Source organism: Psychroserpens luteus, from assembly GCF_015319355.1.
Classification (GTDB): domain Bacteria; phylum Bacteroidota; class Bacteroidia; order Flavobacteriales; family Flavobacteriaceae; genus Psychroserpens; species Psychroserpens luteus.
Map to the genome: position 1 here is coordinate 14,234 of NZ_JADILU010000011.1, position 16,707 is coordinate 30,940.

The 16,707-nt window shown below is 33.5% G+C and carries 13 protein-coding genes and 5 tRNA genes; 16 read left to right on the forward strand and 2 right to left on the reverse strand.

From position 1 onward, the window contains the following. The first annotated feature begins 24 nt into the window (after positions 1-24). The 16 genes from hpf to IM744_RS19495 all read left to right on the forward strand — a co-directional run bounded on the left by hpf (position 25) and on the right by IM744_RS19495 (position 14,167). Positions 25-327: a ribosome hibernation-promoting factor, HPF/YfiA family gene (hpf, locus tag IM744_RS19420; protein ID WP_194509846.1), complete on the forward strand. Its 303-nt coding sequence runs from the start codon at positions 25-27 to the stop codon at positions 325-327. Positions 328-428: 101 nt separating this feature from the next. Next, positions 429-502: transfer RNA gene (locus tag IM744_RS19425), tRNA-Thr, on the forward strand. A 53-nt stretch (positions 503-555) separates the two neighbouring features. Then, positions 556-637 (forward strand) — tRNA-Tyr (locus IM744_RS19430). A gap of 123 nt (positions 638-760) precedes the next feature. After that, positions 761-833: transfer RNA gene (locus tag IM744_RS19435), tRNA-Gly, on the forward strand. A 59-nt stretch (positions 834-892) separates the two neighbouring features. Continuing rightward, a tRNA-Thr gene (locus IM744_RS19440) sits at positions 893-964 on the forward strand. A gap of 65 nt (positions 965-1,029) precedes the next feature. Beyond that, complete coding sequence (tuf, locus tag IM744_RS19445; RefSeq protein WP_194509847.1) at positions 1,030-2,217, forward strand: elongation factor Tu; 1,188 nt, start codon at positions 1,030-1,032, stop codon at positions 2,215-2,217. A 63-nt stretch (positions 2,218-2,280) separates the two neighbouring features. Then, positions 2,281-2,353, forward strand: a tRNA-Trp gene (locus IM744_RS19450). A gap of 102 nt (positions 2,354-2,455) precedes the next feature. Beyond that, on the forward strand, positions 2,456-2,647 hold the full coding sequence (gene secE, locus IM744_RS19455; RefSeq protein WP_194509848.1) for a preprotein translocase subunit SecE: 192 nt from the start codon (positions 2,456-2,458) through the stop codon (positions 2,645-2,647). 17 nt (positions 2,648-2,664) lie between these two features. Then, the gene (nusG, locus tag IM744_RS19460; RefSeq protein WP_194509849.1) at positions 2,665-3,222 is read left to right on the forward strand and encodes a transcription termination/antitermination protein NusG; all 558 of its coding nucleotides are present in this window, start codon (positions 2,665-2,667) and stop codon (positions 3,220-3,222) included. A 73-nt stretch (positions 3,223-3,295) separates the two neighbouring features. Beyond that, positions 3,296-3,736, forward strand: coding sequence for a 50S ribosomal protein L11 (gene rplK, locus IM744_RS19465; protein ID WP_194509850.1), 441 nt, complete (start codon positions 3,296-3,298; stop codon positions 3,734-3,736). Positions 3,737-3,748: 12 nt separating this feature from the next. After that, entirely contained in the window at positions 3,749-4,435 is a 687-nt protein-coding gene (gene rplA, locus IM744_RS19470; protein ID WP_194509851.1) for a 50S ribosomal protein L1, read from the forward strand. Positions 4,436-4,455: 20 nt separating this feature from the next. After that, positions 4,456-4,977: a 50S ribosomal protein L10 gene (rplJ, locus tag IM744_RS19475; RefSeq protein WP_194509852.1), complete on the forward strand. Its 522-nt coding sequence runs from the start codon at positions 4,456-4,458 to the stop codon at positions 4,975-4,977. 59 nt (positions 4,978-5,036) lie between these two features. After that, entirely contained in the window at positions 5,037-5,408 is a 372-nt protein-coding gene (gene rplL, locus IM744_RS19480) for a 50S ribosomal protein L7/L12 (RefSeq protein ID WP_194509853.1), read from the forward strand. Between the two features lie 125 nt (positions 5,409-5,533). Beyond that, complete coding sequence (rpoB, locus tag IM744_RS19485) at positions 5,534-9,346, forward strand: DNA-directed RNA polymerase subunit beta (protein ID WP_194509854.1); 3,813 nt, start codon at positions 5,534-5,536, stop codon at positions 9,344-9,346. Positions 9,347-9,427: 81 nt separating this feature from the next. Beyond that, positions 9,428-13,729, forward strand: a complete 4,302-nt coding sequence (gene rpoC, locus IM744_RS19490) for a DNA-directed RNA polymerase subunit beta' (RefSeq protein WP_194509855.1) — start codon at positions 9,428-9,430, stop codon at positions 13,727-13,729. Between the two features lie 123 nt (positions 13,730-13,852). Beyond that, the gene (locus tag IM744_RS19495) at positions 13,853-14,167 is read left to right on the forward strand and encodes a DUF3467 domain-containing protein (protein ID WP_194509856.1); all 315 of its coding nucleotides are present in this window, start codon (positions 13,853-13,855) and stop codon (positions 14,165-14,167) included. 224 nt (positions 14,168-14,391) lie between these two features. On the opposite strand, the gene IM744_RS19500 is transcribed toward IM744_RS19495, so the two are convergent. Then, positions 14,392-14,619, reverse strand: coding sequence for a (4Fe-4S)-binding protein (locus tag IM744_RS19500; RefSeq protein WP_194509857.1), 228 nt, complete (start codon positions 14,617-14,619; stop codon positions 14,392-14,394). 151 nt (positions 14,620-14,770) lie between these two features. Then, the gene (locus IM744_RS19505) at positions 14,771-16,360 is read right to left on the reverse strand and encodes a peptide chain release factor 3 (RefSeq protein WP_194509858.1); all 1,590 of its coding nucleotides are present in this window, start codon (positions 16,358-16,360) and stop codon (positions 14,771-14,773) included. Between the last annotated feature and the right edge of the window lie 347 nt (positions 16,361-16,707).

Genomic DNA, 16,707 nt, shown 5'->3' on the forward strand with positions numbered 1-16,707 from the left:
TTGCTAACCTATAAAAGAACGAATATGAAGGTAAACACACAAGCTGTAAATTTTAATGCAGATAAAAAATTAATAGACTTTATTCAAACACGTATGGATAAATTAGATTTGTTTTATGATAAAGTCATACAATCTGACGTGTATTTAAAGGTCGAAAACACTAGTGATAAGGAAAATAAAGTTTTTGAAGCACGAGTAAAAGTGCCTGGAGACAGTTTTATTGTGAAAAAACAATGCAAAACTTTTGAAGAAGGGGCAGATATGGCTATTTCATCGCTTGAAAGGCAGTTAAAACGTAGAAAAGAAAAATTAAGAGCACATATGTGATAAAATTTTTCAAAAAATGTTTTGAATAAATAAATAAATCTTTACATTTGCAGTCCGTTAGAAATAGCGGACTTTTTTTATAACGAAAAAGTTATAGAAAAGCCGATGTAGCTCAGCTGGCTAGAGCAGCTGATTTGTAATCAGCAGGTCGTGGGTTCGAGTCCCTCCATCGGCTCTAAAAAAAGTCTAAGAAAACGAAAGTTGTTTTTAGCAAAGTTCTTTAAAATTGGGGAGATACTCAAGCGGCCAACGAGGGCAGACTGTAAATCTGCTGACTACGTCTTCGCAGGTTCGAATCCTGCTCTCCCCACAATTTGTTTTTAAGCGCAGTTTTCAGTTTTTTTGTAAAACTGCGTTCAAAAATTATTTTGGATTGGATTACCAATCTATTTTGAAATATTGAAACCTTTAACTTGTAAGATGGTTAAAAAATGCGAGAGTAGCTCAGTTGGTAGAGCGTCAGCCTTCCAAGCTGAATGTCGCCGGTTCGAACCCGGTCTCTCGCTCTAACTAAATTAAATTTTAGTTTTAAGTAAACGTTTCTGTTTAGCTTACAACCTTTAAAGCCGGTGTAGCTCAGGGGTAGAGCGTTTCCTTGGTAAGGAAGAGGTCACGAGTTCAATTCTCGTCATTGGCTCTTTTTTTTTGTGAATAAAGAATAAAATTGAATACTAATATAAATTAAGAATAAATAAATTAAACATGGCAAAGGCAACTTTCGATCGTTCAAAACCACACCTTAACATAGGTACTATTGGACACGTAGATCACGGTAAAACAACTTTAACTGCTGCTATTACTAAAGTATTAGCTGATGCAGGTTTTTCTGAAGCAAGATCATTTGATCAAATTGATAACGCTCCAGAAGAGAAAGAAAGAGGTATAACAATTAATACTTCGCATGTTGAATACGCAACAGCAAATCGTCATTACGCTCACGTTGACTGTCCAGGTCACGCCGATTACGTAAAGAACATGGTAACTGGTGCTGCTCAAATGGATGGTGCAATTTTAGTAGTTGCTGCGACAGATGGTCCTATGCCACAAACACGTGAGCATATCCTTTTAGGTCGTCAGGTAGGAATTCCTCGTATGGTTGTATTCATGAATAAAGTGGATATGGTTGATGATGAAGAATTATTAGAATTAGTAGAAATGGAAATTAGAGATTTATTATCATTCTATCAGTATGATGGTGATAATGGACCTGTAATAGCTGGTTCTGCTTTAGGTGCACTTAACGGTGAGCAAAAATGGGTAGATAGTGTATTGGAATTAATGAAGTCTGTTGATGAATGGATTGAAGAGCCAGTACGTGATATGGATAAACCATTTTTAATGCCTATTGAAGATGTGTTTTCAATTACAGGTCGTGGAACTGTTGCTACAGGTCGTATCGAAACTGGTGTTGGTAATACAGGTGATCCAGTTGAGATCATTGGTATGGGTGCTGAGAAATTAACATCTACTATTACAGGTATTGAAATGTTCCGTCAAATTTTAGATAGAGGTGAGGCTGGTGATAATGCTGGTATCTTATTAAGAGGTATTGAAAAATCTCAAATCTCTAGAGGAATGGTAATCTGTAAGCCAGGTTCTGTAACTCCACATGCTAAATTTAAAGCTGAGGTTTACGTATTGAAAAAAGAAGAAGGTGGACGTCATACTCCATTCCATAATAATTATCGTCCACAGTTTTACGTACGTACAACTGATGTAACAGGAAACATTATGCTTCCTGATGGAGTTGAAATGGTAATGCCTGGAGATAACCTTACAATCACTGTTGATTTAATTCAAGCAATTGCAATGAACGTTGGTTTACGTTTCGCAATCCGTGAAGGTGGTAGAACAGTAGGTGCTGGTCAGGTTACTGAGATTTTAGACTAAATATTTATTATATAAATATTGATTAAGGTGTCTTGTTTTTACAAGATGCCTTGATTAATATTTACGGGTTTAGCTCAGTTGGTAGAGCACTGGTCTCCAAAACCAGGTGTCGGGAGTTCGAGTCTCTCAACCCGTGCAAAGAAATAAAAACGGGATTTGATTTCTTAGATGCTTCTAAAAAATCGTTTCTATTAAAGTTAGCACTAGACGAAAGTTAAGTGTTTAAATACTAAATCAAATGGCAGGAATTATTAATTATATAAAAGAATCTTTTGACGAGTTAAGAAACAATGTTTCTTGGCCTACATTGTCTGAGGCTCAAAGTTTAACTGTTTTGGTTGCTGTGTTTTCAATCATATTCTCACTAGCTATTTGGGGAGTTGATACTGTTTTTAGTAAAGTAATTAAGGCTTACTTTAATTTAATGTAACTAAAATAACAGAGAGAATGTCTGAAACTAATGTAAATAAAAAGTGGTACGTTGTTAGAGCTGTAAGTGGTCAGGAAAACAAAATCAAAGCTTATATAGAAAATGAAATTTCTAGATTAGGTTTAGAAGATTTTGTAGATCAAGTATTAGTTCCTACAGAAAAAGTTATCCAAATTCGTAATGGAAAAAAAGTAAATAAAGAACGTGTTTACTTTCCGGGATATATTATGATTCAGGCCAATTTAAGTGGAGAAATACCTCATATAATTAAATCTATTACTAATGTAATTGGATTCCTAGGAGAAACAAAAGGAGGAGATCCAGTGCCATTAAGACAGTCTGAAGTTAATAGAATGTTAGGTAAAGTCGATGAATTATCTGTAGAAGCTGATTCTAGTATGGCAATTCCTTACACTATTGGAGAAACAGTCAAAGTAATTGATGGTCCTTTTAATGGATTTGATGGTACTGTTGAAAAAATAAATGAAGAAAAGCGTAAACTTGAAGTTATGGTTAAGATTTTCGGAAGAAAAACACCTTTAGAGCTAAGTTATATGCAAGTAGATAAAGTATAATAATTGTTACATATATAGAAAGTATGTCTTTTTGCTTCCATATTAAAAGGGATACAAAACTAAAAATTTAAAAATGGCAAAAGAATTAGGTAAAGTAGTTAAATTACAAGTTCGGGGAGGTGCTGCGAATCCGTCGCCACCGGTTGGACCCGCTTTAGGAGCTGCTGGAGTTAATATCATGGAATTTTGTAAACAATTCAACGCTAGAACTCAGGATAAGCCTGGTAAAGTTCTTCCAGTTGTAATTTCAGTTTACAAAGACAAGTCTTTCGACTTTGTTATTAAAACTCCTCCAGCTGCGGTACAATTGTTGGAAGCAGCCAAAGTAAAAAAAGGATCTGGTGAACCGAACAGAAAAAAAGTAGCAAAAGTAACTTGGGATCAAGTGAAAGCTATAGCAGAAGATAAAATGCAAGATTTAAATGCATTTAATATTGGATCTGCTATGAAGATGATTGCAGGTACTGCAAGATCAATGGGAATCACAGTTAAAGGTGGAGAAGCACCTAACTAAAAAATTTTTGAAATGGCAATTACAAAAAACAAAAAAGACGCTCAAGCTAAAGTAGAGAAGAATAAATTATATTCTGTCAAAGAAGCTTCAGTATTATTAAAAGAAATTACGTATACAAAATTTGATGCCTCTGTTGATTTAGCTGTAAGACTTGGAGTTGATCCTCGTAAAGCTAACCAGATGGTAAGAGGAGTTGTTTCTCTTCCACATGGAACAGGTAAAGATATGAAAGTTCTTGCATTAGTTACTCCAGATAAAGAAGAGGAAGCTAAAGCTGCAGGAGCAGACTACGTAGGATTAGATGAGTACCTAGAAAAAATCAAAGGTGGATGGACAGATGTTGACGTTATCGTTACTATGCCATCTATCATGGGTAAATTAGGCCCATTAGGTAGAGTATTAGGTCCAAGAGGACTTATGCCAAACCCAAAGACGGGAACAGTTACTATGGATGTTGCTAAAGCAGTAGCAGAAGTTAAAGCTGGTAAAATTGATTTTAAAGTTGATAAAACAGGAATTGTACACGCTCCAATAGGTAAAGCATCATTTAGTGCTGATAAACTAGAAGAGAATGCAATGGAATTGTTAACGACTTTAAATAAATTAAAGCCAACTGCTTCTAAAGGTGTATACATGAAAAGTGTATTCATGTCTAGTACAATGAGTCCTAGTATAGCAATTGATGTTAAATTCGCATAAGTAGTTAAATCTTTATTATTATGACAAGAGAAGAAAAATCACAAGTAATTGAAGAGTTAACTGCTCAATTAGCAGATAATGCAAATATCTATTTAGCAGATATCTCAGGATTAAATGCAGGAAACACTTCAGATTTGCGTCGTGCTTGTTTTAAAGCAAACGTACAATTAAACGTAGTAAAAAATACATTATTAACTAAAGCTATGGAGGCTTCTGATAGAGATTTCGGAGAACTTCCTTCAGTTTTAAAAGGTAATACTTCTATAATGTATTCTGAAACTGGAAATGCTCCAGCCAAAGTAATCAAGAATTTTCGTAAGAAATCTGATAAGCCTGTGCTTAAAGGAGCTTTTATTGAAGAGGCAGTATACATTGGTGATGATCAATTAGACATGTTAGTAGATATCAAGTCTAAAGAAGAATTGATTGGAGATATCATTGGATTATTACAATCACCAGCTAAGAATGTTATTTCAGCACTTAAATCAAGTGGAGGAACAATAGCAGGTATTCTTAAAACATTATCCGAAAAAGAAGGATAATCAACTAAGTACGCACTTAAACAAATTATATTTTATTAAAATTATTAAAACGGTAGAAAATGGCAGATTTAAAAGATTTCGCAGAGCAATTAGTTAATTTAACAGTAAAAGAAGTTAACGAATTAGCTACAATATTAAAAGACGAATATGGTATCGAACCAGCAGCAGCAGCAGTAGTTGCAGGACCTGCAGGACCAGGAGCAGAAGCTGCTGAAGAGAAAACAGAATTCGACGTAATCCTTAAAGCAGCAGGTGGTTCTAAACTAGCGGTTGTAAAATTAGTTAAAGAATTAACTGGTTTAGGATTAAAAGAAGCAAAAGGATTAGTTGATGATGCACCAAGTGCAATCAAAGAAGGTGTTTCTAAAGATGAAGCTGAAGCTCTAAAAACTCAATTAGAGGAAGCAGGAGCAGAGGTTGAGCTTAAGTAAGCTTAACAATCCTACAAATTTTGGTTTAGGTCTTTCGGTATACTCGAAATGACCTAAACCCTTTTGTGTATAAAAAAGGTACACAAAAAAACTAGTTATTTTTTTAATCAAAATCTCGTTCATCGATGTTAGCAAATAAAGCTGAAAGATTAAATTTCTCTTCCATAATAAACAGAACTGAATATCCAGATTTCTTGGATATTCAAATTAAATCCTTTCAGGATTTTTTCCAGTTAGAGACAAAATCAGAACAAAGAGGAAATGAAGGGTTGTATAATACCTTCATGGAAAACTTTCCAATTACGGATACTCGTAATCAATTCGTATTAGAATTTTTGGATTATTTTATCGATCCACCTAGATATTCAATTGAAGAATGTATCGAAAGAGGACTTACATATAGTGTGCCTTTAAAAGCACGATTAAAACTGTATTGTACAGATCCAGAACATGAAGACTTTGAAACAATCGTTCAAGATGTTTATTTAGGAACAATTCCTTATATGACTCCTAGTGGAACTTTCTGTATCAATGGTGCAGAGCGTGTGGTTGTTTCTCAATTGCATAGATCTCCAGGTGTATTCTTTAGTCAATCATTCCATGCGAATGGTACTAAATTATATTCTGCGAGAGTTATTCCTTTTAAAGGATCTTGGATTGAATTTGCTACAGATATCAATCAGGTAATGTATGCGTACATTGATAGAAAGAAAAAGTTACCTGTTACAACATTATTCAGAGCTATCGGTTTTGAACGCGATAAAGATATTTTAGAGATTTTTGATCTTGCTGAAGAAGTTAAAGTATCAAAATCTGGACTTAAAAAAGTTATAGATCGAAAGCTTGCTGCTCGTGTATTAAACACTTGGCATGAAGATTTTGTTGATGAAGATACAGGAGAAGTTGTATCTATTGAACGTAATGAAATTGTATTAGATCGTGACACAGTTATAGATAAAGAAAATATTGAAGAAATCCTTGAAGCTGGTGTAAAAACTATTTTATTACACAAAGAAACATCTCAACAAGGAGATTATGCAATTATTCATAATACATTACAGAAAGATCCAACAAACTCTGAAAAAGAAGCTGTTGAGCATATCTACCGTCAATTACGTAATGCTGAGCCGCCAGATGAGGAAACAGCACGTGGTATTATTGACAAATTATTCTTCTCAGACCAACGTTACTCTTTAGGTGAAGTAGGTCGTTATAGAATGAATAAAAAATTACAGTTAGATATCGGTATGGATAAGCAAGTGCTTACCAAAGAGGATATTATAACAATTATCAAATATTTAATTGAGTTAATCAATTCTAAAGCAGAGATTGATGATATTGATCACCTATCTAACCGTCGTGTACGTACAGTTGGTGAACAATTATCTTCTCAGTTTGGTGTTGGTTTGGCACGTATGGCTCGTACTATTCGTGAACGTATGAACGTTCGTGATAACGAAGTATTTACGCCAATTGATTTAATTAATGCGAAGACCTTATCTTCAGTTATTAATTCTTTCTTCGGAACAAATCAGTTATCTCAATTTATGGATCAAACTAATCCATTAGCAGAGATTACACATAAGCGTCGTCTATCGGCTTTAGGACCTGGAGGTTTATCTAGAGAAAGAGCAGGTTTCGAAGTTCGTGATGTTCACTATACACACTACGGAAGATTATGTCCAATTGAAACTCCTGAGGGACCAAACATTGGATTAATTTCTTCATTATCTGTATTTGCTAAGGTAAATTCAATGGGATTCATTGAAACACCATATAGAAAGTCTGATAACGGAGTTGTAGATATCAAAAATGCACCTATATATTTAAGTGCAGAAGAAGAAGAAGACATGTTAATTGCGCAAGCAAATATTCGTGTTGATGATAATGGTAAAATCTTAGAAGACAAGATTATTGCACGTCAAGAAGGTGATTTCCCTGTAATAGATCCAGTAGATGTGAACTATACAGATGTTGCACCTAACCAAATTGCTTCTATTTCGGCATCGTTGATTCCGTTCTTAGAGCATGATGATGCCAACCGTGCATTAATGGGATCTAACATGATGCGTCAAGCAGTACCTTTATTACGTCCGCAAGCACCAATTGTAGGAACAGGATTAGAGCGTCAAGTAGCTCAAGATTCTAGAGTATTGATTAATGCTGAAGGAAATGGAACTGTTGAGTACGTTGATGCCAATGAAATCACAATAAAATACGAGCGTTCTGAAGAAGCTGCAATGGTAAGTTTTGAAAGTGATACCAAAACATATCCATTAGTTAAATTTAGAAAAACTAATCAAGGTACATCTATTAACTTAAAACCAATCGTTGAGAAAGGTGATAAGGTTAAAAAAGGACAAGTACTTTGTCAAGGTTATGCTACTGAAAAAGGAGAATTAGCATTAGGTCGTAACATGAAAGTAGCATTTATGCCATGGAAAGGTTACAACTTTGAGGATGCAATTGTAATTTCAGAAAAAGTAGTTCGTGACGATATATTTACATCTATTCATATAGATGAGTATTCATTAGATGTTAGAGATACCAAATTAGGTAACGAAGAATTAACTAATGATATTCCTAACGTTTCAGAAGAGGCAACAAAAGACCTTGATGAAAATGGTATGATTAGAATTGGTGCAGAGATTAAGCCAGGTGATATTCTAATTGGTAAGATTACACCAAAAGGAGAATCTGACCCTACACCAGAAGAAAAACTATTACGTGCCATCTTTGGAGATAAAGCAGGTGATGTAAAAGATGCATCTTTAAAAGCATCTCCATCATTACATGGTGTCGTTATTGAGAAAAAATTATTCTCAAGAGCAATCAAAGATAAACGTAAGAGAGCAAAAGATAAAGAAGATATTGAAGCATTAGAAAATATCTATTATAAGAAGTTTGATGATTTACAAGCTGTTTTAGTTGAAAAATTATTTGCACTTGTAAATGGTAAAACTGCTCAAGGTATTTATAACGATTTAGGTGAAGAAATAATTCCGAAGGGAAAGAAATATACACTTAAAATGTTAAACTCTGTTGATGATTATGCGCATTTAACTTCAGGAGTTTGGACTACTGATGACCATTTAAATTCTCTAGTTGCAGATTTAATTCACAACTATAAAATTAAAGAAAATGACCTTCAAGGTTCATTACGTCGTGAGAAGTTTACAATTTCTGTAGGTGATGAGTTACCAGCAGGTATTATCAAATTGGCTAAAGTTTATGTTGCTAAAAAACGTAAATTAAAAGTTGGTGATAAAATGGCAGGACGTCACGGTAACAAAGGTATTGTTGCTCGTATTGTTCGTCAAGAAGATATGCCTTTCTTAGAAGATGGAACTCCTGTTGATATTGTATTAAATCCGTTAGGTGTACCATCTCGTATGAACATCGGTCAGATTTATGAAACTGTTCTTGGTTGGGCTGGACAAAAATTAGGACGTACATATGCGACTCCAATTTTTGATGGTGCAACTCTAGACCAAATCAACGAGTTTACAGATGAAGCAGGTGTACCAAGATTTGGTCATACATACTTATATGATGGTGGAACAGGAGATCGTTTTGATCAACCAGCAACAGTAGGTGTGATTTACATGATTAAGTTAGGTCACATGATTGATGATAAGATGCATGCACGTTCAATTGGACCATACTCATTAATTACACAACAACCATTAGGTGGTAAAGCACAGTTTGGTGGTCAGCGTTTTGGAGAGATGGAAGTTTGGGCACTTGAAGCATATGGAGCTTCAGCAACATTACGTGAAATCTTAACAGTAAAATCTGATGATGTTATAGGTAGAGCTAAAACTTACGAAGCAATCGTAAAAGGAGAGCCAATGCCAGAACCAGGACTACCTGAATCTTTCAACGTACTTATGCACGAATTGAAAGGATTAGGATTAGATATTAGATTGGAAGATTAGTTTCGTAGGGACAAGTTTTGACTTGTCCTTTACAAATCCAATCGCAAAAAAATAATTAAATAATTGTTAGAACCATAAAAAATGGCAAGAAGACAAGATAAGAATATAATACAGAAATTTAGCAAAATTTCTATTGGTTTAGCATCACCAGAGTCTGTTTTAGGAGCATCTCGTGGAGAAGTTTTAAAACCAGAAACTATTAATTATCGAACACATAAACCAGAACGTGATGGTTTATTTTGTGAGCGTATTTTTGGTCCTGTGAAGGATTTTGAATGTGCTTGTGGTAAATATAAAAGAATACGTTACAAAGGTATTGTTTGTGACCGTTGTGGTGTTGAAGTAACCGAAAAGAAAGTACGTCGTGATAGAGTAGGACACATCAACCTTGTTGTGCCAGTTGCTCATATCTGGTATTTCCGTTCGTTACCAAATAAAATTGGTTATTTACTTGGTTTACCTTCTAAGCGTTTAGATATGATTATCTATTACGAACGCTATGTAGTAATTCAACCAGGTGTTGCCAAAAATGTTGAAGGTGATCCATTACAGAAACTTGATTTCTTAACAGAAGAAGAGTATCTAAATATCATGGAAGGTCTTCCGCAGGAAAATAGACATTTAGATGATACAGATCCTAATAAGTTTATTGCTAAAATGGGAGCTGAGTGTTTAATCGATTTATTATCAAGAATCGATTTAGATGATTTATCATTTGAATTACGTCACAAAGCAAACACAGAAACTTCTAAGCAACGTAAAACTGAAGCGTTAAAACGTTTGCAAGTAGTTGAAGCGTTTAGAGATTCTAATAAAAATAGAGAGAATAGACCTGAGTGGATGATTATGAAGGCTATTCCAATCATTCCGCCAGAATTAAGACCTTTAGTGCCTTTAGATGGTGGACGTTTTGCAACTTCAGATTTAAATGATCTTTATCGTCGTGTTATTATTCGTAACAACCGTTTAAAGCGTTTAGTTGAAATCAAAGCTCCAGAAGTTATTTTACGTAATGAAAAACGTATGTTACAAGAATCTGTAGATTCATTATTTGATAATACACGTAAAGCTTCTGCAGTAAAAACAGATTCTAACAGACCATTAAAATCATTATCAGATTCACTTAAAGGTAAGCAAGGACGTTTTCGTCAAAACTTACTTGGTAAGCGTGTTGATTATTCTGCACGTTCTGTAATTGTCGTTGGACCAGAATTAAAATTATTTGAATGTGGGTTGCCAAAAGATATGGCAGCAGAATTATACAAACCTTTTGTTATTAGAAAACTAATTGAAAGAGGAATTGTAAAAACTGTAAAATCTGCAAAGAAAATTATAGATAGAAAAGAGCCTGTTGTTTGGGATATCTTAGAGAATGTTTTAAAAGGACATCCAGTTCTTTTAAATCGTGCTCCTACATTACACAGACTTGGTATTCAAGCTTTCCAACCAAAATTAATTGAAGGGAAAGCAATCCAGTTACACCCATTAGTGTGTACTGCATTTAATGCCGATTTTGATGGTGATCAAATGGCAGTTCACTTGCCACTTGGACCAGAAGCTATTTTAGAATGTCAATTATTAATGTTGGCATCTCATAATATCTTAAACCCAGCAAATGGTGCTCCAGTAACTGTACCTTCTCAGGATATGGTACTTGGTCTTTATTATATGACTAAGCACAGAATATCTTCAGATAATTATAAAGTTATTGGTGAAGGCTTAACATTCTATTCTCCAAAGGAAGTAACAATTGCTTACAACGAAAAGAAAGTAGAATTAAATGCTGGTATTAAAGTTAGAACTCAAGATTTTAATGAAGAAGGAGAGTTAACTACTCAAATTATTGAAACTACTGTTGGTCGTGTACTTTTTAACGAAAAAGTTCCAGCTGCAGCAGGTTATATAAATGAAGTATTGACTAAGAAATCATTAAGAGATATTATTCATGGTATTCTTAAAAAGACTAGTGTTCCTGAAACAGCTGCTTTCTTAGATGAAATTAAAACTCAAGGATATAAGTTTGCATTCCAAGGTGGTTTATCATTTAGTTTAGGTGATATTATTATTCCTGCGGAAAAACAAGGTATGATTGATAAGGCTAACACCTTAGTTGATGGTATTAAGAGTAACTATAACATGGGGCTTATTACAAATAACGAACGTTATAACCAAGTTATTGATATTTGGACTTCAACAAATGCTGAATTGACAGAATTGTCAATGAAGCGTATTCGTGAAGATCAACAAGGTTTCAACTCGGTGTTTATGATGCTTGATTCTGGAGCTCGTGGATCTAAAGAACAGATTCGTCAGTTAACAGGTATGCGTGGATTAATGGCTAAACCTAAGAAATCTAACGCAGGTGGTGGTGAAATTATTGAAAATCCAATTCTTTCTAACTTTAAGGAAGGTCTTTCAATTTTAGATTACTTTATCTCTACTCACGGTGCACGTAAAGGTCTTGCCGATACAGCACTTAAAACTGCAGATGCAGGTTACTTAACACGTCGTTTAGTTGATGTATCTCAAGATGTTATTATCTACACTGAAGATTGTGGAACATTAAGAGGTATTGAAGTTAAATCTTTAAAGAAAAACGAAGAAGTTATAGAAACTCTTGAGGCTAGAATTGTTGGTCGTACGTCATTAAATGATGTGTATGACCCAATTACTGAAGAGTTATTAGTTGAAGCAGGTGGTCATATTCATGACGATATTGCTAAGCGTATTCAAGCGTCTCCATTAGATGCTGTAGAAGTACGTTCTGCATTAACTTGTGAGGCTAAGAAAGGTATTTGTTCAAAATGTTACGGTCGTAATTTAGCGACAGGTAAAATGGTACAAAGAGGTGAAGCTGTTGGTGTAGTTGCTGCACAATCAATTGGAGAACCAGGTACTCAGCTTACTTTACGTACATTCCACGTAGGTGGTGTTGCAGGTAACATTTCCGAAGAAAATAAATTAACAGTTAAATTTGATGGTGTTGCTGAAATAGAAGACCTTAAAATTGTTAAGGGTACTGATAAAGAAGGTAAAGAAGTTGATATTGTTATATCTAGAACTTCAGAATTAAAATTAGTAGATGCTAAAACTGGTATCACATTAAGTACAAATAACATCCCTTACGGATCTTTCATCTATATTAAACCAGGTGCAAAAGTAAAAGCAGGTGCTGTAATTTGTGAATGGGATCCATATAACGGTGTAATTATTTCAGAGTTTGCTGGTAAAGTAAGATATGAAAACATCGAGCAAGGTGTTACTTATCAAGTGGAAATTGATGAACAAACTGGATTCCAAGAGAAAGTAATTTCAGAGTCTAGAAATAAGAAATTAATTCCTACTCTTATTGTTGAAGATGGTAAAGGCGAAGCAATTCGTTCTTACAACTTACCAGTAGGTGCACACATTATGATTGATGATGGAGAGAAAATTAAGATTGGTAAAGTCTTAGTTAAAATTCCTCGTAAATCTTCTAAAGCTGGTGATATTACTGGAGGTTTGCCTCGTGTAACAGAATTATTTGAAGCTCGTAACCCTTCTAATCCTGCTGTAGTAAGTGCGATTGATGGTGTTGTTTCTTTTGGTAAAATTAAAAGAGGTAACCGTGAGATTATCATTGAGTCTAAGCTTGGTGAGGTTAAGAAATACTTAGTGAAATTATCTAATCAAATTCTTGTTCAAGAAAATGATTATGTAAAAGCTTGTATGCCTTTATCTGATGGTTCTATTACGCCTAACGATATTTTAAATATCAAAGGTCCAGCTGCAGTACAACAATATTTAGTAAATGAAGTACAAGAAGTATATCGTTTACAAGGTGTGAAGATTAATGATAAGCACTTTGAGGTTGTTGTAAGACAGATGATGCGTAAAGTTAGAATCATTGATTCTGGTGATACAATTTTCTTAGAAGATCAACTAGCTCATAAAGCAGATTTCATTGAAGAGAATGATAAGATTTTCGGATTGAAAGTTGTTGAAGAAGTAGGAGATTCTAAGAATTTAAAACTAGGTCAAGTATTAACTTCAAGAGAGTTAAGAGACGAAAACTCAATACTTCGTAGAGAGGATAAGGAGTTGGTAACTGCACGTGAAGCGCAACCAGCAACTGCAACTCCAATCTTACAAGGTATTACAAGAGCATCATTACAGACAAAATCATTTATCTCTGCAGCATCGTTCCAAGAAACTACAAAAGTTCTTAACGAAGCAGCTGTAAATGGTAAGATTGATGATCTTGAAGGATTGAAAGAAAATGTAATCGTTGGTCATAGAATTCCAGCAGGAACAGGTGTTAGAAAATTTGATAACATCATTGTAGGTTCTAAAGCAGAATTCAATGAAATGATGAAAGCAAAAGAGGAAATGAATTACAACTAATAGTTTTAATTCAGAAATCTATAATAATAAAAGCCTTCTTGTATATAATACTAGAAGGCTTTTTTAATAAAATTTAATTATAAACCATATTTCCTTTTCTACGGAAATATTAATAAGCATATCATGGCAGAAGAAAATAAAAATAAGAAACCAGGAATTAACATCGAATTAGATGAAAAAATAGCAGAAGGAACGTATTCTAATCTAGCTATAATAAATCATTCAGTATCTGAGTTCGTAGTAGATTTTGTAAGCATCATGCCTGGAACTCCAAAAAGCAAAGTGAAGTCTAGAATTATTTTAACACCACAACATGCTAAACGATTATTAAAAGCATTAGGTGACAATATAAAACGATTTGAAAAAGCTCATGGTGAAATCAAAGATTATGAGCAGCCACCAATCCCACTTAATTTTGGACCTACAGGTCAAGCATAATAATTTAAACTAAAAAATGCCTTAGTTTTTAATTATACTGAAGTACTCTAGGATTTTTTAAACAATTTTTAAATTTTAGGTCAATGGATTAAACATAAAAAAAGCCTTGTAACGATGCTTCGCGGTATCAAGGCTTTTTTATTTACCATTATTTTTCAATAGATAAAAATTTTGTTTTCATAAAAATGGATTCCATAAATAGTGTGTTAACCAAAATTAGCGAATTAAGCAACTTCTTGCTTAACGTGAAATTGCAACGCACCAGAAGGACATTTTTTTACTTGTTTAATGATTTTTTTAGTAGAAGCAGCTTCCAAATCAATCCAAGGTATAACAGATTGTCTAAAAACATTAGAAAGTTCTTTGGCACATCGCCCTGCGTTAATGCAGTTGCACGGGTTGTAGGTAACAGTAATATCATTATTACTGAAAACGTTAGGATTAGTTTTCATAAGTAGATCAATTTTGGGGTTTAATCTGTTTTAAATTTTGATAACTAAAACGTTATCGCAACTTAATCAACGTTTAAATGTAGTTAAACATCGATGAAAAACAAATTATATTGAGAATTTTTGACGAATGACACAAAATTAACCAGTATTTTTAATCAAATTCTGAAGTATTATGAAATTTGATACTCTTATATTTCTGTTGTGTCATCTGTAATGAAAATGGAGAATCTGCTAAAAACACAAGTTGTCCACTTTTATCTTTAGCTAAAAATCGTTGTTTCACTCTCAAGAATTCTTTGTATTCTTCGCTCTTTTTATCATCGGTTTCAATCCAGCAAGCTTTGTGTACATTTAAATTTTCATAAGTACATTTTGCACCATATTCATGTTCTAAACGATATTGAATAACTTCATATTGTAATGCTCCAACAGTACCAATTACTTTTCTACCATTAAGTTCTAATGTAAATAACTGAGCAACACCTTCATCCATTAATTGGTCAATTCCTTTATTCAATTGTTTAGATTTTAAAGGGTCTGCATTATTGATGTATCTAAAATGTTCTGGAGAAAAACTAGGTACTCCTTTATAATTAAGAATTTCTCCTTCAGTAAGCGTATCTCCAATCTTAAAGTTTCCTGTGTCTTGTAATCCAACAATATCACCTGGATAAGATATATCTACAATTTCTTTCTTTTCAGCAAAAAATGCATTTGGACTTGAAAATTTCAGTTTTTTATTATGCCTTACATGAAGATATTGAGTGTTTCTTTTAAATTCACCTGATACTATCTTAATAAAGGCCAATCTATTTCTATGATTAGGATCCATATTTGCATGAATCTTAAAGACAAACCCACTAAATGTATCTTCATCAGGCTTAACTAATCGTTCTTCACTGTGTTTAGGTCTTGGTTTTGGAGCAATCTCAACAAAGCAGTCTAATAATTCACGCACTCCAAAATTATTTAAAGCAGATCCAAAAAACACAGGTTGTAGTTCACCATTGAGGTATTCATCTTTATCAAATTGTGGATAAATACCATCAACTAATTCAATTTCATCTCTAAGTGTTTGAGCAGCTTTTTCTCCAACCAATTCATCTAGTTCAGGAGATGCTAAATCATTGATCTCTATAGTTTCTTCAATATCTTTTCGGCTGTCTCCACTAAATAAATTAAGATTCTTTTCCCAAATATTGTAGATTCCTTTGAAGTCATAACCCATTCCAATAGGGAAACTTAACGGTACAACACGTAAACCTAATTTTTGTTCTATTTCATCTAAAAGGTCAAAAGCGTCCTTACCTTCTCGATCCATTTTGTTAATGAAAACAATCATTGGGATGTTACGCATCCTACAAACTTCAACGAGCTTTTCAGTCTGCTCCTCAACACCTTTAGCAACATCAATAACCACTATAACACTATCTACAGCAGTAAGTGTTCTAAATGTATCTTCAGCAAAATCCTTGTGACCAGGTGTGTCAAGAATATTAATTTTTATACCATCATATTCAAATGCTAAAACAGAAGTTGCCACACTAATACCACGTTGACGTTCAATCTCCATAAAGTCACTAGTCGCTCCTTTTTTTATTTTGTTGCTTTTTACAGCACCAGCTTCTTGGATTGCACCTCCAAATAATAATAGTTTTTCGGTTAAAGTAGTTTTACCTGCATCTGGATGTGATATGATACCGAATGTACGTCGTCTATTGATTTCTTTTTTAAAACTCATAGTTATTTTAGTAGCTACAAATATAATTATATTAAATTTTATAAAACTAATGACGTGGTTATATCGTATGTATAAAAAAATATTTTTTATAAGTGACTTATTAAAAAAGTTGGTGTCTTAAATTTTGTAAGGCGATTACTATAACTATTGTTTATTGATAATTAGAATAGATTAAACGCCTTTAAAATTAATAATGCTTTTTACGTTTTTTAGATAAAGCCCTTGTATATTAAAAAACAAAGCATAAACATGCTTTTTATCAGTGATTTAGTACGGTTAATCGATAAAATAAATGTTACACTTTTGATATAAATTAACAAAAATAATATTATTTTTGGATGAGATTA